Here is an 18,952-nt window from a genome sequence, read left to right on the forward strand (position 1 = left end):
GAGCCGTGACCAATTTGCGTCTCATCTCGGCGGCAGCAGTCAGATTTGTAACCGCCTGAAAGCAGACATTGCCCCCGAAAATGCTGGAGGTCGCATCGAAGCGAATAGTCGAAGCACTCGGCTCCTGAATGCCGGGTGTTTCAATGAGCGGAGAAGCGTTGCAGGCTTCGGTCGAGTTTAGCCTTGTCGCCGTCCGTCACCGAGGGGACATCAAAGCCAAGTTCGCCCAGTAGCCTATCGACAGCACGGGCGGCGTTGGCCGGGTTGTAAATTGTCGTAGGGGGGACTCGCGATGACCCGCGCCACGCCGCGCATCGTCCTATATGCGTCGATACAGGCGGCTCAATGGCTCAGGCTCAGGAGGACTTGGACGTAGACGACGGACAGAGACAATTTTGCATGCATTCAGCACTCCCTAGTCCAGCTTTGCCAGGGCAACGTTGACCGCAGTGAGATTGGCCTGTGTCTCACTGACGTCGATGCCGGCCGCCGCCTCCCCGGCCAGTGCGGCTTCGCAGAGCGATTTGGCTTCCGTCAGACTGTCGCGGTCACTTGTGCGGCTGCCGAGCCCAAGCAATGCGTGACAGAGGCTGTCCTGGATACCAGGGGAACCCTTGGGTTCCGCCATTTCCTGGACGGCGAGCCCGGCCCTTAGGACCGGGATGGCTGCCTCGAACTGCGTCACATCGTTCTCGCGCTCGCCCAACAGCACGAGTTGATAGCCGATCTCGTTTTGCAGAGACGCCCATCGCTCCGGGTCAGTGTCGCTGGTGTAAACCTGCGCCAAGGCCTGCCAGGCAGCGATCGCTGCGCGCCAGTCGTCTGCACCGGTTTCTCCGTCCTGCCGCTCGCCCAACGTAAGCAGTGCGCTTCCCAGATTTTGCTGCACGCTGGCCCAGTCCAGCGGCACGCGATCGCGGGTCTCCTCTTCTAGCGCGGCGCGATAGGCGGTGACGGCAGCCTTCAGGCTGGCCGTTCCGCTTTCGCGCCTGCCCAGCAACTGGAGTGCGTTGCCGAGATTGTTCTGGGCTCTGGCCCAGTCGAGCGGCACCCTCTCTCGGGTCCATTCCTCCAACGCGGCGCGAAAGGCGCTGGCAGCAGCATCCAGACTGCCGGTTCCACTTTCGCGCGCGCCGAGCGCCTCCAGCGCATTGCCAAGATTGTTCTGCGACATCGCCCAGTCGAGCGGCACTCGCTCGCGCGTCCGTTCCTTGAGTGCAGCTCTGAGAGCGCTGACGGCGGCATTCAGGCTGGCGGTTCCACTCTCACGCCCGCCAAGCGCCTCAAGCGCGGTGCCGAGGTTGTTTTGCGCGCTAGCCCAATTGAGGGGCATACGATCGCGGGTCCATTCCTCCAAGGCAGCGCGATACGCGGTGACGGCAGCATCTAGGCTGTCGGTTCCCGCCTCGCGTCTGCCCAGATTGACCAGCGCATTTCCGAGGTTGTTCTGTGCCGTGGCCCAGTCGAGCGGCACCCGGTCGCGGGTCCATTCCTCCAGCGCGGCGTGAAAGGCGGCGACCGCGGCACCCAGGCTGTCGGTTCCACTCTCGCGCTGGCCCAATGCATTGAGCGCGACGCCCAAATTGTTCTGTGCGCTGGCCCAGTCGAGCGGCACCCGGTCGCGGGTCCATTCTTCCAGTGCTGCGCGATAGGCGGTGGCGGCACCGCTCAGACTGTCGGTTCCGCCCTCGCGCTCGCCGAGCGCCTCGAACACATTGCCGAGATTGTTCTGCGCGCTCGCCCAGTCGAGCGGCACACGGTCGCGGGTCCATTCCTGCAGTGCGGCACGATAGGCGATGGCAGCGGCTTTCAGGCTATCGGTACCGTCTTCGCGCCTGCCCAGCGGCTCAAGCGCGTTGCCGAGGCTGTTCTGCAGCCGTGCCCAAAGGAGGCGGTCGGAGGCGCGCGGCAACAATTCCAGCGCGTCGCCATAGGCAGCGATCGCCTGTTTCAGGGCGTCGTTGTCGCCCTTCTGATAGCCTTGGGTCTTGAGTGCATCCGCCTCGCCGCCCTTGTAGGTCGCCGCCGTTGCCCTGTCCCATTTCTTGACCTGATCGAAGGCCAGTCGATAGTTCTCTGCCGCTGCGGGATAGTCGCCCTTGAGGACATAAGCCTGCGCCGTGCTGGCGATCACCGCACCGCCTTCGAGTCGCCTCGATTTGAGATCGGCCTCCGCTGCATCGAGGCTCTTGCTGATCACGAGGTATCTGTCCTTGGCCTGCTCCCAGAAGCTGACGCTGAGATCGAGCGCGCCCTCGTCGAGCGCCTGTTGCGCCAGGCCGGAGAGCCGGGCGATTTCCGGATCGCTGCTGGTCAGCGCCGTGTGTTCGGCCATCGCCTTCTTGATGGTGTCGGTCTGCGCCTTCAGCAACTGATCGAGCTCGGTCGGATCGCTCGGCACTTTCTGCCCCAGCGCCTGCAGCAGGCCGTAAATGGCGTCCATCGGCACGGCCGCTTTGGCGGCGGCCGCTTCCACTTCGCGGCGCAGATCGGCCGGCGTGTCGGCGATGCTGAGCAGCAAGCGCCGCCTGCCTTCGCGAATGGCCTCCTGGTCCTTGTCGCCCGTGGGCGCCGGAGCACCAAAGCTCAGCACCCGCCGCAGGGACGAATTGGTCCATGGCAGTTGCCGGCCATCGGTCTTGAGATAGACCTCCTGCCGCACCAGCGTCATAAGTTCGTCGAACGGATAGCCGCCGGCGCCAAAATGCTTGAGCAGCGCCGCCGCATAGGGCGAGTTGCCGCCCGCCTGGCCGTCGAGCGCCGCTTCGCCAGGCGACGCGGCAAAGCCGATCACCATGCCGAGGCTGTCCTTGGACACGCCGGGCTTGGCGATGGGCGTCGCGCCACGCATCTCGCCGAGCCCGGTGGTCGCGACATCGATCATCTGTGCGCTGCCGGGCAGCTGGATCGTCGTGCCTTTCGGGAAAGCATTGGTGCGGCAGGCATCGAGCAGCGTGATCGTCACCGGCACGGTTTTGGCCAGTTCTTCGAGCAGGTCTTGCACCGGCACCAGGCTCTCACCGGCCTTCTCCGGTGTCGAGATATCGGCATCGGTCGGCACCAGATAGTCCGCGCCACCGGCCTCGACGCCGTGGCCAGAATAGTAGACCAGAGCCACATCGGCGCCCTTGGCGTCGCGGACGAACCGTTGGATATCGTTTTCGAGGTCGGCCCGGTTGTCGTTCAGCGCGCGGTGGACATCGAAGCCGAGATTGCCCAGCAGGTCGTCCATCGCCCGCGCATCATTCTTGGGGTTCGTCAGGTCGTGAAGCGCCTCGCTGTCATAGTCGCTCTCGCCGATGACCAACGCCACACCATGAAGATCGGCGGCAAGCGCGGGTGCGGCGCCAAAAAACAGCACCGTTGCAAGAGCGGCAAGAAGCGCACGTCCGGATTGCATTGATACCCCCGCTACAGAGTAACCAAGGCCGATGCACCTGACAATTGATGAGAATTGGGAGGAGTGCAACTGGCGATGCCCGGGCACTGTGTCCGAACGCCTCCGGCTTAAGGTCGATAGCCGGAAACCCTGATTTCGCGCGCGAGCACGACATCAATCTGTGGGCTGCTTCCAGCGTGCGACCAAATCAATAGGCTTCGACTGCTTTTGCCGTTCAGTTCCGACCTTACCTGTCCTCGATAATCCTCAAATACGCCGCCGTCACGAACAGCACAATCAAACCAAACAGGATTCGTAGCGCGCCTTCGGGCATTTGCAGGATGGTCAGCAGCGTCGTCAGCACCGCGAGGAACCACGGGACGCGTCACGTGCCGGAACCTTGGCCAGCCACCTGCGCCGCTTACCCCGCCATCGCTCCAGGTTTCCTTCGACGAAGTTGGCGGAAGGAAGATTGCCCGGCTGGATGCCTCCAGTCTTACGAGCCTGCGCTCGCTGCATGTGCTCGCGGATGGTCGGGTGGTCAAAAACGTCCCGCTCAGTGGCAAGCAAGCGCAAATCTCGCTCTCGCCCGGTGAGCTGGGCGACAGCGGCATTGCAAGCGTGACGGCGATCGACATGGCTGGCCTGGCACGCGCTCCGATCGAATTCAGTCTTGGCACCCGTAACCAGAAAGGCAAAGGGCGGCTGTTCGCGCTTGCCGTTGGCATCGACAAGTACCCCTTGATGCCTGGAAGTGACCTCAAATACGCGGTCTCGGATGCGAAGCGCGTGGCGTCCACCGTGCATGCGAGCGCGCATTACAGCGGCGTCAAAATCGAAACGCTCCTCGATCAAGCCGCATCCACCGAAACCATTAAGGCCGGGCTGGACGATATCGTTGAACGGGCGCAACCCGGCGACACCATAGTGCTGGCTTTCGCGGGCCACGGTCTGCTCGACACCCACGGTCACCTCAGGCTCGCACTGTCTGCGACGACAACGAAAGCAATCGAAGAAACCACGCTCGACTTCGACGAGATTGCGTCCCGAGCCGCGAAAGCCCAGGCCCGCGCGGTGGTTTTGCTCGATGTCTGCCACGCAGGCGCCTCTGGTCAGATCAATGTTGCGTCTAACGACGATGCCGTGAATTTGCTCACCACCCGATCCGGCACGGGCGTCGTCATCATATCGGCCTCCAAGGGCCGGCAATTCAGCGAGGAGGCCGCCTCGATCGGTGGCGGCCGTTTTTCGGTGGCATTCCAGCACGCTTTGACCGACCAACGTCGCCAGACCGACAGCGACGGCAATGGGAGAATAAGCGTCAACGAACTCTACGGCGCGCTGAAATCTCGCGTCGCCGAACAAACCAATGGCCGCCAGATCCCTTGGTTGTCCCGCAACGAGATCTTCGGTGATTTTGATCTGTTTTAGGCCGCCAGCCGCGGCGACGGCACCCAGGCTGTGGCTTTCTTCGGTGTGGTTATCGCCACCGCCGGACATTTGCCTCGTTGCCGCAACCGCCATTGAGCCGCCATCATCGGCGCATTACGATGGGCTCGGGATGAGCATCTAGGGCGCAAGGATGAGGATGGGCGGCCGGCATAGTGGGTGCATATTCGCAGCGCTGCTGACGCTGTTCCTTGCCATGATTTCACACGTGCCTCCCGCCGCCGCCAACGACGCCAGGCCGATGCGCGGCGTGGCCCTGGTCATCGGTGAGTCCCGCTACTACAATTTGCCCCTCCTCCCCAATCCGGCCAATGATGCCCGCGCCGTCGACCGACTGCTGGGCGAACTCGGCTTCGACGTCACCTCGGTCACGGACGGCGACAAAGCCAAACTCGACCGCAGCCTGCAACGCTTCGTCGAGGACGCCGCGGGCGCCGATGTCGCGCTGCTCTACTATTCAGGACACGGCATCGAAGCCGGTGGCGAGAACTATATGGTGCCAGTCAGCGCCGATCCATCGTCTCTCACTGACGCCGGCAAAACCCTCGTACCCTTGTCTAGCCTGCTGGCCGAGTTGAAGGCCAAGGTTCCCGTCGCCATCGTATTGCTCGATGCCTGTCGAACCAATCCGTTCCCGCCAGGCGCAACCATCACCACAGCCTCCGGCCCGGCGCCCGTCGCCGCTGCCGGGCTCAACCTGACGCGCGGAGCTGCCCCTCTTGCCGATACCACTGATGCACCGCAGAGGCTGGGCGAGGTGATCGGCTTTGCCGCCGAACCCGGCCACGCCGCGCTCGACGGCGATTCTGGCGGCAACAGCCCGTATGCCGCGGCCCTGCTGAAACATCTTGCCGCTGGCGGCTTTGCCTTCGGTGACGTGATGACGATGGTGGCCGAAGAGGTTTATGTACAGACCGGCGGCCGCCAGCGGCCATGGACCAATGCCAGCCTGCGCCGGCTGCTCTATTTCGGCCTGTCGCCGGAACAGGTGACGGGTGACGATGCCGCCATCCGCGGCGAGCACCGCAAGCTGCTGCTCACCATCGCCACCACACCTCCTGACACCAGGCGTATCGTCGAAGCCGCGGCTAACTCAGAAGCTATTCCGCTCGGAACGCTCTATGGTCTGCTAGCCGCTCTTGGCACCGATGTGCCGAGCGACCCGCGCGAACTGGACCGGCTGCTGCGCGGCCAGACCGAGTATCTCAAGACGATCATTGCGGAAAGGCAGGCGCTGAAGAGCACTGACGTGGACATCGTGCGCTTGTCGAAGCTCGCCGAACAGGCGCTTGCCGATGGTGCGGTGACAGCAGCGATCCAGTTTCAGCAACAGGCCAAAGCGCGCGTTGCGCAACTGTCCAAAACCGTCGATCAGGCGGAGGCCGACGTGAAAGCCAGGCGGATCGAATTCGCGGAAGTCTATAGCCGTAGCGGCGATACCTACTTCCTCGCCTTCCAGCAGATGAAGGCCGCCGACGATTATCGAAAGGCGTTCGAGGAGGTGAAGAAATGGGACGCGAACCTCGCCTGGCATTACAAGCTGGCGCAAGCCAATGCCATCCGCGCTTATGGCACGTTTCGCGGCGACAACAAGGCATTGCAGGTTTCGATGCGAACCTTTGCCGAAGCCGCCAAGCTGCTTCCCCAGGATCGCCTGACACCGCAATTGGTGATGACCCAGAACGATTTAGGCGTGGCGATGTATATGTACGGGGAGCGCCAGGGCGACTCCGCATCGCTGGAGCAAGCGGTCGGCATCTTCTCCCGCATCGTCTCCAGCGGAATCAAACAGGTTGATCCTTCGCTCTGGGCAGAGACCCAATCCAATCTCGGCACTACGTTGATATCGCTTGGAACGCGCAAGAGCGGACCAGAGCAATATCAGCAGGCGGCCGTGGCTTTCCGCTCCGCCCAGCAGGTGATTTCGCGGGCGCAGCAACCTCTCAAATGGGCTCTGGCGCGCCGCGGCGAGGCAGACGCGGAGGCCTGGATCGGCCTGCGTGGCAATGATCCCGACCGGTCGCGCGAGGCCGTCAATGCCTATGAGGACGTCCTGACGACGCTGACCCGCGACCTCGACCCACTGTCCTGGGCTGCGGTCCAGGATAGCCTCGGCAGTGCGCTATGGGCGATTGGCGATCGGCTGGATGGTAGTGAGTTGCTGCAACAGGCCGTACAAGCCTATACCGCTGCACTCAGCGAAAACACTCGTGAGCGCGTGCCTCTCTGGTGGGCCGCGGGCCAGAACAATTTGGGCAATGCGCTCAGCTCGCTCGGTCAGAGAGAGCCAGGCACGCAAAGCCTGGAGCTGGCGGCCGACGCCTATCGCGGCGCGCTGGAAGAATGGACACGCGAGCGAGACCCCTACGACTGGGCAACCGCGCACAACAATCTGGGGCACACCCTTGTGATAACCGGCCAGCGGTCCGGAAACGACTCGACTATCGAGTCCGGAATTGCCTCCTATCAGGAAGCTTTGAAGGAATGGACCCGCCAGAGCGCGCCGCTGCAATGGGCCTCCCTACAGGGCGGCCTCGGCATAGCGCTGCTCGGTCTCGGCCGCGATAGGGCGGATGAAAAGCTTCTCCGGGACGCGCGGCAGGCGACGCAGCTGGCCTGGACGTTCTACCGTGAGGCCGGTTACCCGCAATTTGAAACGTCTTTTAGGGATCGCATGGCCGAGATCGATCAGGCGCTGGCTTCATTGAAATAGCATGCGCTGCTGGTTCGACGCAGCTTTTCCAGACGGTGGCGACACGAAGAACGCGCGATCCGAGCGGCCTGCCGCCGACGCGCTCGGACTTGTATTCACCATAGCGGTCAATCAATACCGATTGGTGGCGGCGTTGAGGCCCTACGAAGATGTCGTGCAATCGGCGCACACCATCTTGTCTGGTTGTGCGGTTTCGAGGACCATTAACGGACAGTCCGCTTGCGGCCCCAAAATGCTCGTCGAATAGTTCTACAATTCGCGATCGATTGGCGGTCGCCAGCTGGCGACCTTCAGCTGGCGACGGGTATCATTCTAGATCTTGTCGGCAAGTATGACGCCGCTGATGCCGTAGGCGCGGCGCGTCTGTTCAACAGCCTCTGGCCTGACATCGATCAGCAGCGCGATGATGTCACCGTCGGGATGTTCGAGAACGTCGCCGAGTTCGATCAGGGTCCAGCCAAGCGCGCGCAGCCGTTTTGGCCAAAATGTCTCGCACACCACGCTGATCTGTCGAATCCCCAAGCTTCTCCGTGACCAGCCGTTCAAGCAGCGGGACGTCCTGCAGCCACCCACCGTCGTCCGACTGGAACAGATCGCGCAGCACTTCGCCGCCTGCCGCCTCATAGTGCTCCAAACCGATGAACGCAGCCCGCTTGTCGGAGGCGCGCACTGTGTTCTCGGTCAGCACGCGCCGGATCTGGTATGGCTCTTTCGACCAACTGTTCTTGATCGCCTCCCAGACCTGCTCCTGTCGGATGTGGTCGTTGCTGACGGAGAATGCTTCGAGTTGGGCGATCGTCATGCCGTCATCGGCGTAAATCACAAGGAGCGCCGGCGACACTGCGGTGAGCTTGAGACGCTGCTTCACCAAGCTGGTCGAGATGAAGAACGCGGCTGCGATCTCCTCCTCCGACATGCCTTTGTCAAGCATGTCCTTGAACGCGCGATATTGGTCCAAGGGATGGAGCGGTGCGTGTTCGACGTTTTCGGCCAGCGAGATCTCTTCGGCGAGGATTGACCCAGACGGATCGCCCACGACACAGGGAACAGATGCGGTCTTGGCAAACCGTTTCTGTTTCACAAGCATCTCGAGTGCGCGGTAGCGGCGCCCTCCGGCGGGGATCTCGAACATTCCGGTCTCCTCGCCGCCGGCATCGAGTACGGGACGAACATGAATGCCTTGGATCAGACCGCGCCGGGCGATCGAGGCCGCGAGTTCCTCTATTGAGACGCCGGCCTTGATACGTCTGACGTTGGTCTGGGCGAGCACTAGCTTGTTAAAAGGAATGTCGCGCGAAGGCGACAGGGTGATCTTCTGAACGGCGTTGGCCATCGAGGTTTCTCCACGACGGGCCGCCGAGAGCCTCTCTCTCAGCCTTGAACCCGTCACGAAATCCCTCCAACCCTCTCCCTCTCCTGCCAGCACGTTCCGGCACGCCGTTGATCGGCAGCCGACGTGACATAGCGGGCACGCTTGGAAAGGCTTGTCGCCGTCAACGCGTTTTCCGCACGAACCGACAATGAGAGGCGATCGATGAAACGCGGCTAGCACTTGACACCTCGGCCGATGGGCAGGGCCGCAGAGGCGGAACCCTGCGAGCTCAAGGCAGCCGCTCCGTGGTCGACGGGACCGTGATTGCGCTGGTCTGGTCAACGAAAGGTTATGCTGCCTTTCTATCGTTGGCTGTGCCCAACTCGATGGATGCTCCGACCTCTTCCGGCAGTTGGCCAAGAAGCCACTCCGCCGCCTTACTGGCCTGGCTGGCGGCACGAACAATGGCGCGATTGTCCTCGCGCAGAACCTCTAACCATGAACCGATATAGTCCGCATGCCGAACCGTGGGCACGATGCCCAAGGCCGCGCAGCAGAAGGCCGCGTTGATCTCTGCCACGAGTTCCTCGAACGCATATTTCCTGGAGGCGATAGAACCAGAGAATTTGCGATCCAGGCGTGAACTGTGACCGGTGGCATGTCCGAGCTCATGCAAAGCTGTGCGATGCCAATTGATCGGCTCGAAGTAAGCTTGGGGCGGAGGCACCTGTATATAATCGTGGGCAGGCACATAGAACGCCTTGTCGCCGCCAATACGGAAGTCGATACCGGTAGCCTTGATCAGCGCCTCGACGCGCGGTTCGATCAGGCTTGCCACCGGCGGCGGAGCCGAAGCTGCGACTTCGTCAGGTAGCCCTTCACATTGCTCGATGTTGAAAACGGTGAAGCGCTTGAGGAACGGGATGGCTTGAGCATCCTCGCCTGTCTCGCGAGCGCGCTTCTTCTCATGATCCGGGACAAAACGATCGGCATAAACGACCGTTGTTCCGTGCTCGCCTCTGCGGACGTTCCCGCCGAGCGCGAACGCCTGTCGATAGGTTATCCAACTCTGTGTTGGGAACCCGCGTTCGACGACGGCACCCCAGAGGATAGGCACGTTGATCCCGCTGTACGCGCGATGCGTGCTGGCATTCTGCGGCAGGGAAAGCGACGCTTTTGCCGCGGACGTCCCCCATGGCTGAACCCAAGGAAAGCGACCCGCTTCCGGCTCGGCAATTATCTTGCCGGTGATCTCGTCATAGAGGTTCGACCGGTCGGCGACGGCATGGGTTCGATTGGTCCGGACAGACATTGCGGTTCTCCGCGACAGGCGCCGAAGGCCTCTCCTTCCGCTTTCAACCCGTCGCGACTCTCCGTCGGGAGAGCCCCTACTCTCCCGACCAATGTGAAAAAGGGCGTACAAGGCGGAAGCACCGAAATGTCCGTCAGCGGGAATAAGTCAGTTCGGTGCTGGAGCAGGTTCGTGGCCCTGAGACCGGTTCAACAGGGCGGCCGAAGGAGCATCAGCATAGCGCCGCCGTGAGGCGGGATGCGGGACCGACCGCCCCCGGCGAAGGGCGCCATATGAACTTTGCTCGCTAACTTGACCGCAGAGCAGGCAGCGATCCGCCGCGCATGACGCATGGTCGATCCGGGTCACAGCTAACCCTCACCGGCCGATATGTACGAAATGACCGCCCTGCATACGCTTGCCGGCTTTCGCCATTTCCATCCCTGAAGACCATCAGCTTCAATCGTCTGCTTAGCGATGGAGGAATGGCGCCATGACTGGTCCCGGGAAAAGTGCAACAAAGCGGACGATCCGCCGCAAGGAGCTGCGCGAAATCGTACCTCTGGCCGACAGCACAATCTATGAAATGGAACAACGCGGGCAATTTCCACGACGCTTCGCTCTCACCCCTCGGTGCGTGGTTTGGGATCTGGCCGAAGTAGAAGCCTGGCTGCAGGCTCGCAGGGCAGTTCCGATCCCCCGAGCGAGTCCTCCTGATGTGCGTTTACGGAAAACCTCTCCGGTCAGAGCGCGAGATCGGGCACAAATGCCGTAAGCATAGGTGGACGACCGCCACTGTGCGGTGTCGATAAGCAATCCGTTCGGATACATTTGCCGCTGCGGCGGACGCATGGAGCCGCAAAGCCCACTGGGCAAGTCGCTCCAACACCCGGTTTGGGCTTCACATAGGCGTCCATGAAACCAGGTTGAGCGGCCGCGAACGTCGAAAGCCGCTAACCTGACATCCGGCACATCTGTGGTGACATCTATTCTGCTGAAGATCAGCGATGGTCATGTCGGCACGATCACGCCAGCGGCATGACGCCGATGATGATGGCGATGATGATCACGAGCAAAAGCGCGTTCGGCTTGCTGCTATGATCGGCATGATGCCGTCCGAAGTCACGGTCATCACACCCTTGAAAACAGCCACTATATAAGCTATTTTCTTCACAATGGCTCCAAACGGCTAATTTGTGAGGCGAAAATGATTGACCTGAACGATCTTGGCAATGAGATCAAGAATGCCAGAAAGCAGCGCAAGCTGACACGGGAAAAGCTCGCCGAACTTTCCGGGCTCAGTCGGGCGAGGATCGAGGCGCTTGAGAACGGCAGGGTATCCGACATGGGTTTCAAAGGCGTGCTCACGCTTATGAACATTGTAGGGCTCGATTTCCGGCTGACGACCTTCAACAACAAGCGCCCCACACTGGAAGACATCATGGAGGAAGACGATGCTGCGCGTCTGGGTAGGTAGCAAGCCAGTCGGCGTCTTGGACAGATCCGGCAAGCGTGGCTCGACTTTCGTGTACGATGTGAAGACCGACGGCCGCGACGCGGTGTCGCTCACAATGCCCAAGCGGACCGAATCATGGAATTCGGAGTTCGGGCTCCTTCCCATTTTCGACATGAACCTTCCTGAGGGGGCACTTGAAGGGAAGATCCGGGCGGCCTTCGCGAAGGCATTAGGCCACTTCGACGACATCGACCTGCTGGCCGTTGTCGGCCGGTCGCAGATCGGCCGTGTCCGCTTCACTGGTATGGACGAGGAGCTGGTGGAGGATGTCCCTTTCCGAAGCATTGACGACCTGCTGCGCGCCCGTCGGGCGGGCGATCTCTATAACGAGCTCCTGGAAACATACGCAGTCCATTCAGGGGTCGCTGGAGTGCAGCCGAAGGTCCTGGTGCGAGCCAGAGAAGATGATCCTGACGGACGCCAGTCGCTCAGCGTCCGCGGCGCTACCCACATCGTCAAAATGTGGGATCCCGCCGAGTATCCCGAATTGGCTGCAAATGAGTTCTTCTGCCTTATGGCAGCTCGGCAAGTTGGTCTCGAGGTGCCGGACTTCCGGCTATCCGAGGATGGTCTGGCTCTCGTGGTCGAGAGATTCGATCTGACCGACGGCTCGTACTCCGGATATGAGGACTTCTGTGCGCTGAACGGCGTAACCAGCAAGGACAAGTACAACGGAGGGTACGAAACAAAGCTCTTCAAGCGGATCAGAGAGTTCGTTTCTCCCGAAAATGCCGCAGGGTCATTGGAAGTCGCCTTCCGCCTGTTTGTGATTAACTGCGGCATCCGTAATGGCGACGCACACCTGAAGAATTTCGGCGTCGTTTACAAAGACGCGGACAGTCCGGTGCAGCTGGCTCCCGTGTATGACCTCATCACGACAAGGGCCTACATCAAGAACGATGCAATGGCGCTCACCCTCGACGGCTCCACCGCGTGGCCCGACCGAAAGAGGCTTGACCGTTTGGGCGTCACCCGCGCGAACCTCCGACCGAGGCGCGTAGCGGAGATCGTAGAGCAGACCTGCGACGCGCTCTCAGACGTTTCCGGAAGGGTGAAGGCCTATTTTGAAGAGTCCCGTTTCCCTGAGGTCGGCGCAAAGATGCTCAGGGAATGGCAGGCTGGAGTGTGCTCCCTTTGCGAGGGAAAGACGATGCACCTGATGGGCACTTTAGACAAAACACCTCCGAACAACGACTAGAATATCAGCTTTTTTACGGCAATCGGAATGCAATAGCCAATATTCAAGCTGTTTTGATTGAAGCGCTGTAGACTCCACCGCGGGCTTGCAGCCGTCGCTCAAGACCAATTCTCCAAGCATTAGGCCGGTATGGGCTCGTCCAGTTAAAGAGCCGGATCGGGTGCCAGGATCGGCATCGATGGCGGGATGAGCGTGGGGACGAACTTCTTGCCATCGACCCAGGCATCGACGATGTCGGACCATTCCTGCATCATGTGGCGGCGTTGAACTTCATATTCGGCCTTGTTGTAGACACCACGCGACGAGCGCCCGTCCTCGTGCGCCAGGCATTTCTCGATCCAATCGCTGTTGAAGCCGAGCTCATTCAACAGGGTCGAGCCCGTTCACCGCAGGTCATGAACCGTAAACGGCTCCAGAGGCAGTCCGCTCGCCTTCGCCCGTTCGACGACTGCGTAGGTGATCCTATTAAACGTGGCACGCGACATCGGGGCGTCCGCATCGTACCGCGACGGAAGAAGGTATCTGGAATTTCCAGCACAGGTCTTCAGGGCAATCATGATGTCGAGCGCTTGGCGTGACAGGTAGACGTTGTGCGCCTTAGAGCGCTTCATCCGCTCCTTCGGGATCGTCCAGACCGCATTCTCGAAATCGACCTCGTCCCATACCGCGTCCTGCAGCTCGCTCTTGCGCACCATGGTGAGCAGATAAAGCCGCATGCCCAAACGGATCGTGGGAATTGTAGCGACGTGCTCCAATTGCTTCAGCATCACGCGAATTTCTGAGGGCGAAAGCGATCGGTCCTTAGGCACGAAAGTAGCGATTGACGCGGGCCCAACTTCATCCGCCGGATTGGCCACCTTCTCGCCGTGCAAAATCGCGAAGCCGTAGATTTGCTTCAGGATGTCTCGAACATGGATGGCGGTCGCCGGGGCGCCACGCTCAACGATAGCGCCGCAATGAGCCCGCAGGTCATCCGGCGTAATCTCCGTCAGCAGGCGATTGCGCCAAGTCGGAAGAAGCTCCCGCTCGAAGATGGCGCGTCGCATGGCGCGGGTGCTGTCGGCCATCGGTGCGGCAGTAAGCCACTTCTCCCCGAACTCGCCAAAGCTCTTCGCCTCTTTCAGGCGACGCTTGTCGCGCTGCTTCTCGATCGCCGGCGATCGGCCATCGCCAATAGCGCGCTTTGCGTCGAGGCACTTTTCTCGTGCCAACGCGAGCGAGATTCCATCCCGCCCATATCTGCCCAGATAGACCGTCTCGCGGCGTCCATTCAGCCTGTAATCCAGCAGAAAAGAGATCGCGCCACTGGGCATGACGCGGACATACATGCCGTCACGATCAGCAATCTTGTAGATTTTATCTTTTGGTTTCAGCGCTTTAAGAGCGATGTCCGTCAACATTCCCGTTGCCTCCTGAAAAGTACCGTCAGGACAATTTAGAGGCTTCGTGACAGAAAATTCCCTTTTTCTTCAATGCCTTAAGGCACAAAAAAGTACCGTCACGAGCCTCGTTGACCCTGACGGTACTCAGAAAAAATCGCGTGGGCAATATGCGGAAGGTCCGTCAAGCAGTCCGTCAAAGCCAATCCTAGCGCACCGATTGTCGCTGATTGTCTCTGAAAGGATTTATGTTTGTTTTCAGTACGTTACGTCGCAGATTGGCGTATTTTCGGCGGCGTCTGAGTGGGCCTGAATCATTCCCACTCGATTGTTCCTGGCGGCTTCGACGTCACGTCGTAGACGACGCGGTTGATGCCGCGGACTTCGTTGATGATGCGGGTGGCGGCGGCTCCCAGGAAGGCCATGTCGTAGTGGTAGAAGTCGGCGGTCATGCCGTCGACCGAAGTGACGGCGCGCAGCGCGCAGACGAACTCGTAGGTGCGGCCGTCGCCCATCACGCCGACCGTCTGCACCGGCAAAAGCACGGCGAAGGCCTGCCAGATGGCGTCGTAGAGCCCGGCCTTGCGGATCTCGTCGAGATAGATGGCGTCGGCCTCGCGCAGGATTTCCAGCTTTTCGCGGGTGATGCCACCGGGGCAGCGGATGGCGAGACCCGGCCCCGGGAAGGGATGGCGGCCGATGAAGCTTTCGGGCAGGCCGAGCTCCTTGCCCAGCGCCCGCACCTCGTCCTTGAACAGTTCGCGCAGCGGCTCGACCAGCTGCATGTTCATGCGCGCGGGCAGGCCGCCGACATTGTGGTGCGACTTGATGGTCACCGACGGACCGCCGGTGAAGGAGACGCTTTCGATGACGTCGGGATAGAGCGTGCCTTGCGCCAGGAAATCGGCGCCGCCGAGTTTTTTGGCCTCTTCCTCGAACACCTCGATGAACAGCCGGCCGATGGTCTTGCGCTTCTTCTCGGGGTCCGACTCGCCTTCCAGGGCAGAGATGAACTTTTCCGAGGCGTCGACCAGGATCAGTGGCAGGTTGTAGTGCTGGCGGAACATCGCCACCACGCCCGCGGCCTCGTCCTTGCGCATCAGGCCATGGTCGACGAGGATGCAGGTGAGCTGGTCGCCGACCGCCTTGTGGATCAAAAGGGCCGCGACGGAAGAGTCGACGCCGCCCGAGAGCGCGCAGATGACCTTGCCCTTGCCGACCTGCTTGCGGATCGCCTCCACGGCGTGCTCGCGGTAGGCGCGCATGGTCCAGTCGCCCTCGATGCCGGCGATGTTGTGGACGAAATTCCTGAGCAGCCGCGCGCCATCGGGCGTGTGCACCACTTCGGGATGGAACATGATGCCATACATCTTGCGCTCGACATTGCCGAAGATGGCGAAGGGCGAGCTTTCCGACTTGCCAAAAACCTGGAAGCCCGGCGGCAAGGCGATGACGCGGTCGCCATGGCTCATCCACACCTGATGGCGCTGGCCGGTCGCCCACAGGCCCTCGAACAGCGGGCTGTCCTTCTCGATCTCGACGAAGGCGCGGCCGAATTCGCGATGGTTGGAGCTTTCGGCGACACCCCCCATCTGCACGCACATGGCCATCTGGCCATAGCAGATGCCCAGCACCGGCACACCGGCGTCGAAGACGATCTGCGGGGCGCGCGGGCTGCCTATGTCCGATGTCGAGGCGGGACCGCCCGACAGGATGACGGCTTTTGGATTGATGCGCTTGAACGCGGCTTCGGCCGACTGAAACGGCACGATCTCGGAAAACACGCCGGCCTCGCGAATGCGGCGGGCGATGAGCTGCGTAAACTGGCTGCCGAAATCGACAATCAGGACGGTATCGGGGTGATTGGCTGTTGTCATGGCGAGCGTTTAGAGAAAGAAACGAGTCGACGCAATGGGTTACAAAGCCGCGCTGTTCACTGAAGGCCGGCCTCTTTATCGTTGGCGTCCGCCTGCCCGGCGTCGAGTGTCCGCAAAGCGTCCATCAGCGCCGCGAACCGCCTCTGGCCGATGCGCTCGACGTAGTCACGCTCGATCTGGAGCTTGATGCGGTCACCGTCACGCAAGGCATCCAGACCCTTGCGCGTGTAGGCGACAAGCTTACCGCGCCCGTCCCGCGGATCAGGCAGACGCTGCACCACGTCCTCCGCCTCCAGACCGTCGAGCAATTGTTGGACAGCCTGCTTGGAGATTGCCGAGCGCTCGATCAACGCCGCCTGACGAATGCCGCTGCGGGGAATATGTCCCAACAGCCCGGCGCGCGCCTCGGTAAACCAGCCGTGGCCGGCGGTGCGCATCGCGGCAGCGAATTGGGCCTGCCAGGCACGGCTTGCCTGCCACAGGCGCCAACCGACGTGGTCGGGTAACACTTCGAGTTTTTCGTCAAGCTCCTTGACCATTTTGTTGCAACTCCATATAGTCAAGATACTTGACGACTTTCATCGCGTCGAGCGCCTTCGAACTCAAACCTTTGGACAGGGACAATGACAATTCTGACCAAGGATATGCTGGCCATTATCATGATCGGTACCACGCATGTCGTGGACATGGGCGGCAAGAGCGCCTTCGTCCACTACGAAACCGCGGATCGGGCGCACATGCTGCTGCCGGACGGCACCCGCTTCCATGGACTTTGGACACTGCAAGACGATGGCTACAAGGTCGAATGGCAGGACGGCCCCACCGGCTCCTGGAAACTCGATCACGCACCGGGAGCTATCGACTATGTCGACGCGACCGGCATTGTGCGCGGGCGCATCTCGCGCATCGATTTCGGCGATCCGGAGAGCCTCGCGGCTTGACCTGGTTGCGCTCAGGCGCCGAACAGGCCGTTACTGACCGCCTGTTCGAGGCGCATGACGGCGTCGGCCAGCTTCTCGTCGATCACGTGCAGATATTCGGTCCAGTCGCCGACATGCCTCAGATCAGCCGCGCCGTCGGATATGCCACGCAGCCCAACCAGCGGTATGTCGAACATCTGGCAGGCGCGCAGGCAGGCGAAGGTCTCCATGTCGGCCATCTCGGCCGCGATCGTATCATAGGCGGCACCGGTGATGACCGCGCCACCGGTCGACAGCGTGGCCTGCTTGATTTCAGGAATACGCAATGGCAGCGGCACGGTCACCGGCAGATCGAGAAACGGCGTCGCGCCCTTCTCGAAACCCAGGGGTGACGCGTCGATGTCGCGATAGCTGACGGAGACGGCCTGATAGATTTCCGTCTGTTCCAAGGTCCGGCTTCCGGCTGAACCGAGCGACACGACGAGGTCCGGCAAAGCCTTTTGCGACTTCAGCCAGGACAGTTCGGCACCGAGCCGGACGCCGGCTTCGACCGGACCGACGCCCGTCATCAGCGGCGTGAACAGCCGTTGCAGATGCGGCCCATATTCGGCCTGCGCCGCCATGACGAAGAGGAGGTCCTTGCCACCAATTCGCGTAACGTTACCGGTCATGACCCTACTCCTCCCTGCACGACTACCTACGCTGGAGACAAAAGGAGCGACGTGCCCTCACCGGCGCCCGGCCCTTCGCTATGGCTCCCCAGCCCTTTCGGGCGTTCAAGTCCTTTGAAAGGTCCACTGGACCTTTCAACCCGCCCGAAGGCGGACCGGAATTTCACCGTTCGTCGCTCGAAAAGCCCATTCGGGGGCTTTTCGTCCGCTACGCGGACCGCTCCTCACCCTGCAATCCCGTCACGGCCGACCACCGTCATCATCGTCCCCGTCATGGTGGCGATCAGCTTGGCCTCGCCGTCGGCGGCGAAGGCATAGGCCTGGCCGTCGGCGACGATGATGGTGCGGCCGGGCTTGGTCACCGAGCCGCGAAACAGGAAGCGCTCGCCCCTGCCCGGCGCCAGGAGGTTGACCTTGAACTCGATGGTCAGCACGCCGGAATTCTCAGGCATCAGCGAGAAGGCCGCATAGCCGCAGGCCGAATCCAGCGCCGTCGAGATGACGCCGGCATGCAAAAAACCGTGCTGCTGGGTCAGCGCCGCCGAATAGGGCATCTCGATCTCGATGATGCCGGGCGTCACCAATGTGAGTTCGGCGCCGATCGTCGCCATCGCCTGCTGGCGCGCGAAGGACGCCCTGACGCGATCCTCATAGTCGGGAGCCGGTACGATCTTTGCTGCCATCGCTGATGCCTTCACGTTTGCCGGGAAAGCTTATCGCAGAGGCACGAGCGGCAGGCAAATGCTTTTGCTGCACTGCAACAAAGCGACACCGCCGACCTCTAATTCAGCAGGAGAAGCGAAGCGTTGAGCAGAGTGGCGAACGCCACCCACGCCGCGTAAGGCACGAACAGCCAGCCGGACAGTCGGTCGCTGTTCCAGACCTTGACGATGAATAGAACAATGCTGGCGAGAAGAAGCAGGATGACGACCAAGGCAGGCCCCATCATCCTGGCGCCGAAGAAGGTTGGTGACCATGCGAAATTCAGGACGAGTTGGACGCCCCAGACCTTCATCGCTGTTCCCTTGGGTTCTCGCACCCAAGTCCGCCAGCCAGCCACGGCGATCAGCACATAGAGCAATGTCCAGGCAGGTCCAAAGACCCAGTTGGGCGGATTGAAGGGTGGCTTGGCCAGCGATGCATACCAGGCGCCCGGCAGCGTTGCGTAACCAATCAACAGGCCACCGCCCAGCACCAGCACGAGGAACACCAGAAGCGACAGATATCTTTGCAAGAATTCTACCCCG

General features: G+C 61.4%; 13 protein-coding genes and 3 pseudogenes. 6 read left to right on the forward strand and 10 right to left on the reverse strand.

Annotation, left to right across the window (positions count from 1 at the left end; translation table 11 throughout):
- Positions 1–415 precede the first annotated feature (415 nt).
- Together EB235_RS30810 and EB235_RS30815 are read right to left on the reverse strand one after the other, a co-directional pair.
- Entirely contained in the window at positions 416–3,400 is a 2,985-nt protein-coding gene (locus tag EB235_RS30810) for a caspase family protein (protein ID WP_051429778.1), read from the reverse strand.
- 226 nt (positions 3,401–3,626) lie between these two features.
- Positions 3,627–3,749: pseudogene (locus EB235_RS30815) on the reverse strand (ABC transporter permease); the annotation flags it as partial.
- Positions 3,750–3,916: 167 nt separating this feature from the next.
- On the opposite strand from EB235_RS30815, the gene EB235_RS30820 reads away from it, so the two are divergent.
- Both EB235_RS30820 and EB235_RS30825 read left to right on the forward strand, forming a co-directional pair.
- Positions 3,917–4,810: a caspase family protein gene (locus EB235_RS30820; RefSeq protein WP_027033654.1), complete on the forward strand. Its 894-nt coding sequence runs from the start codon at positions 3,917–3,919 to the stop codon at positions 4,808–4,810.
- A 226-nt stretch (positions 4,811–5,036) separates the two neighbouring features.
- Positions 5,037–7,541 carry a caspase family protein gene (locus EB235_RS30825; RefSeq protein WP_167334896.1) on the forward strand — a complete coding sequence of 835 codons (2,505 nt, stop codon included), beginning with the start codon at positions 5,037–5,039 and terminating at the stop codon, positions 7,539–7,541.
- A 520-nt stretch (positions 7,542–8,061) separates the two neighbouring features.
- On the opposite strand, the pseudogene EB235_RS30830 reads toward EB235_RS30825, so the two are convergent.
- Positions 8,062–8,874, reverse strand: a pseudogene (locus tag EB235_RS30830) (ParB/RepB/Spo0J family partition protein); the annotation flags it as partial.
- Between the two features lie 328 nt (positions 8,875–9,202).
- Positions 9,203–10,165: an ArdC family protein gene (locus EB235_RS30835; RefSeq protein ID WP_027033651.1), complete on the reverse strand. Its 963-nt coding sequence runs from the start codon at positions 10,163–10,165 to the stop codon at positions 9,203–9,205.
- A gap of 472 nt (positions 10,166–10,637) precedes the next feature.
- Between EB235_RS30835 and EB235_RS30840 the strand changes: the two genes are divergently transcribed.
- The 3 genes from EB235_RS30840 to EB235_RS30850 all read left to right on the forward strand — a co-directional run bounded on the left by EB235_RS30840 (position 10,638) and on the right by EB235_RS30850 (position 12,858).
- Positions 10,638–10,919, forward strand: coding sequence for a helix-turn-helix transcriptional regulator (locus EB235_RS30840; RefSeq protein ID WP_027033650.1), 282 nt, complete (start codon positions 10,638–10,640; stop codon positions 10,917–10,919).
- A 432-nt stretch (positions 10,920–11,351) separates the two neighbouring features.
- Positions 11,352–11,621: a helix-turn-helix domain-containing protein gene (locus EB235_RS30845; protein ID WP_048894816.1), complete on the forward strand. Its 270-nt coding sequence runs from the start codon at positions 11,352–11,354 to the stop codon at positions 11,619–11,621.
- On the forward strand, positions 11,599–12,858 hold the full coding sequence (locus tag EB235_RS30850) for a type II toxin-antitoxin system HipA family toxin (protein ID WP_027033648.1): 1,260 nt from the start codon (positions 11,599–11,601) through the stop codon (positions 12,856–12,858). The genes EB235_RS30845 and EB235_RS30850 overlap by 23 nt, the downstream gene beginning before the upstream one ends.
- A 143-nt stretch (positions 12,859–13,001) precedes the next feature.
- Here EB235_RS30850 and EB235_RS30855 read toward each other — a convergent pair.
- The 3 genes and pseudogenes from EB235_RS30855 to EB235_RS30865 form a co-directional block, all read right to left on the reverse strand.
- A pseudogene (locus EB235_RS30855) lies at positions 13,002–14,258 on the reverse strand (tyrosine-type recombinase/integrase).
- Between the two features lie 293 nt (positions 14,259–14,551).
- Complete coding sequence (gene guaA, locus EB235_RS30860; protein ID WP_027033647.1) at positions 14,552–16,114, reverse strand: glutamine-hydrolyzing GMP synthase; 1,563 nt, start codon at positions 16,112–16,114, stop codon at positions 14,552–14,554.
- Positions 16,115–16,170: 56 nt separating this feature from the next.
- Positions 16,171–16,653, reverse strand: coding sequence for a MarR family winged helix-turn-helix transcriptional regulator (locus tag EB235_RS30865; RefSeq protein WP_027033646.1), 483 nt, complete (start codon positions 16,651–16,653; stop codon positions 16,171–16,173).
- 84 nt (positions 16,654–16,737) lie between these two features.
- On the opposite strand from EB235_RS30865, the gene EB235_RS30870 reads away from it, so the two are divergent.
- Positions 16,738–17,055 (forward strand): hypothetical protein, encoded by a 318-nt coding sequence (locus EB235_RS30870; protein WP_027033645.1) that lies wholly within the window; start codon positions 16,738–16,740, stop codon positions 17,053–17,055.
- 11 nt (positions 17,056–17,066) lie between these two features.
- Here the strand turns inward: EB235_RS30870 and EB235_RS30875 are convergent, their stop codons facing one another.
- The 3 genes from EB235_RS30875 to EB235_RS30885 form a co-directional block, all read right to left on the reverse strand.
- Positions 17,067–17,705, reverse strand: a complete 639-nt coding sequence (locus EB235_RS30875) for a 5'-methylthioadenosine/S-adenosylhomocysteine nucleosidase (protein WP_027033644.1) — start codon at positions 17,703–17,705, stop codon at positions 17,067–17,069.
- Between the two features lie 224 nt (positions 17,706–17,929).
- The gene (locus EB235_RS30880; protein ID WP_023686843.1) at positions 17,930–18,388 is read right to left on the reverse strand and encodes a PaaI family thioesterase; all 459 of its coding nucleotides are present in this window, start codon (positions 18,386–18,388) and stop codon (positions 17,930–17,932) included.
- A 98-nt stretch (positions 18,389–18,486) separates the two neighbouring features.
- Positions 18,487–18,939 carry a TspO/MBR family protein gene (locus EB235_RS30885; RefSeq protein WP_027033643.1) on the reverse strand — a complete coding sequence of 151 codons (453 nt, stop codon included), beginning with the start codon at positions 18,937–18,939 and terminating at the stop codon, positions 18,487–18,489.
- Between the last annotated feature and the right edge of the window lie 13 nt (positions 18,940–18,952).

The organism is Mesorhizobium loti R88b, from assembly GCF_013170845.1.
GTDB classification, from domain to species: domain Bacteria; phylum Pseudomonadota; class Alphaproteobacteria; order Rhizobiales; family Rhizobiaceae; genus Mesorhizobium; species Mesorhizobium loti_B.

Bases quoted from the DNA above. Each gene is read 5' to 3' on its own strand.
- EB235_RS30835 (WP_027033651.1), bottom strand. From the start codon at position 10,165: ATGTCTGTCCGGACCAATCGAACCCATGCCGTCGCCGACCGGTCGAAC.
- EB235_RS30865 (WP_027033646.1), bottom strand. From the start codon at position 16,653: ATGGTCAAGGAGCTTGACGAAAAACTCGAAGTGTTACCCGACCACGTC.
- guaA (WP_027033647.1), bottom strand. From the start codon at position 16,114: ATGACAACAGCCAATCACCCCGATACCGTCCTGATTGTCGATTTCGGC.
- EB235_RS30840 (WP_027033650.1), top strand. From the start codon at position 10,638: ATGACTGGTCCCGGGAAAAGTGCAACAAAGCGGACGATCCGCCGCAAG.
- EB235_RS30875 (WP_027033644.1), bottom strand. From the start codon at position 17,705: ATGACCGGTAACGTTACGCGAATTGGTGGCAAGGACCTCCTCTTCGTC.
- EB235_RS30845 (WP_048894816.1), top strand. From the start codon at position 11,352: ATGATTGACCTGAACGATCTTGGCAATGAGATCAAGAATGCCAGAAAG.
- EB235_RS30850 (WP_027033648.1), top strand. From the start codon at position 11,599: ATGCTGCGCGTCTGGGTAGGTAGCAAGCCAGTCGGCGTCTTGGACAGA.
- EB235_RS30880 (WP_023686843.1), bottom strand. From the start codon at position 18,388: ATGGCAGCAAAGATCGTACCGGCTCCCGACTATGAGGATCGCGTCAGG.
- EB235_RS30870 (WP_027033645.1), top strand. From the start codon at position 16,738: ATGACAATTCTGACCAAGGATATGCTGGCCATTATCATGATCGGTACC.
- EB235_RS30810 (WP_051429778.1), bottom strand. From the start codon at position 3,400: ATGCAATCCGGACGTGCGCTTCTTGCCGCTCTTGCAACGGTGCTGTTT.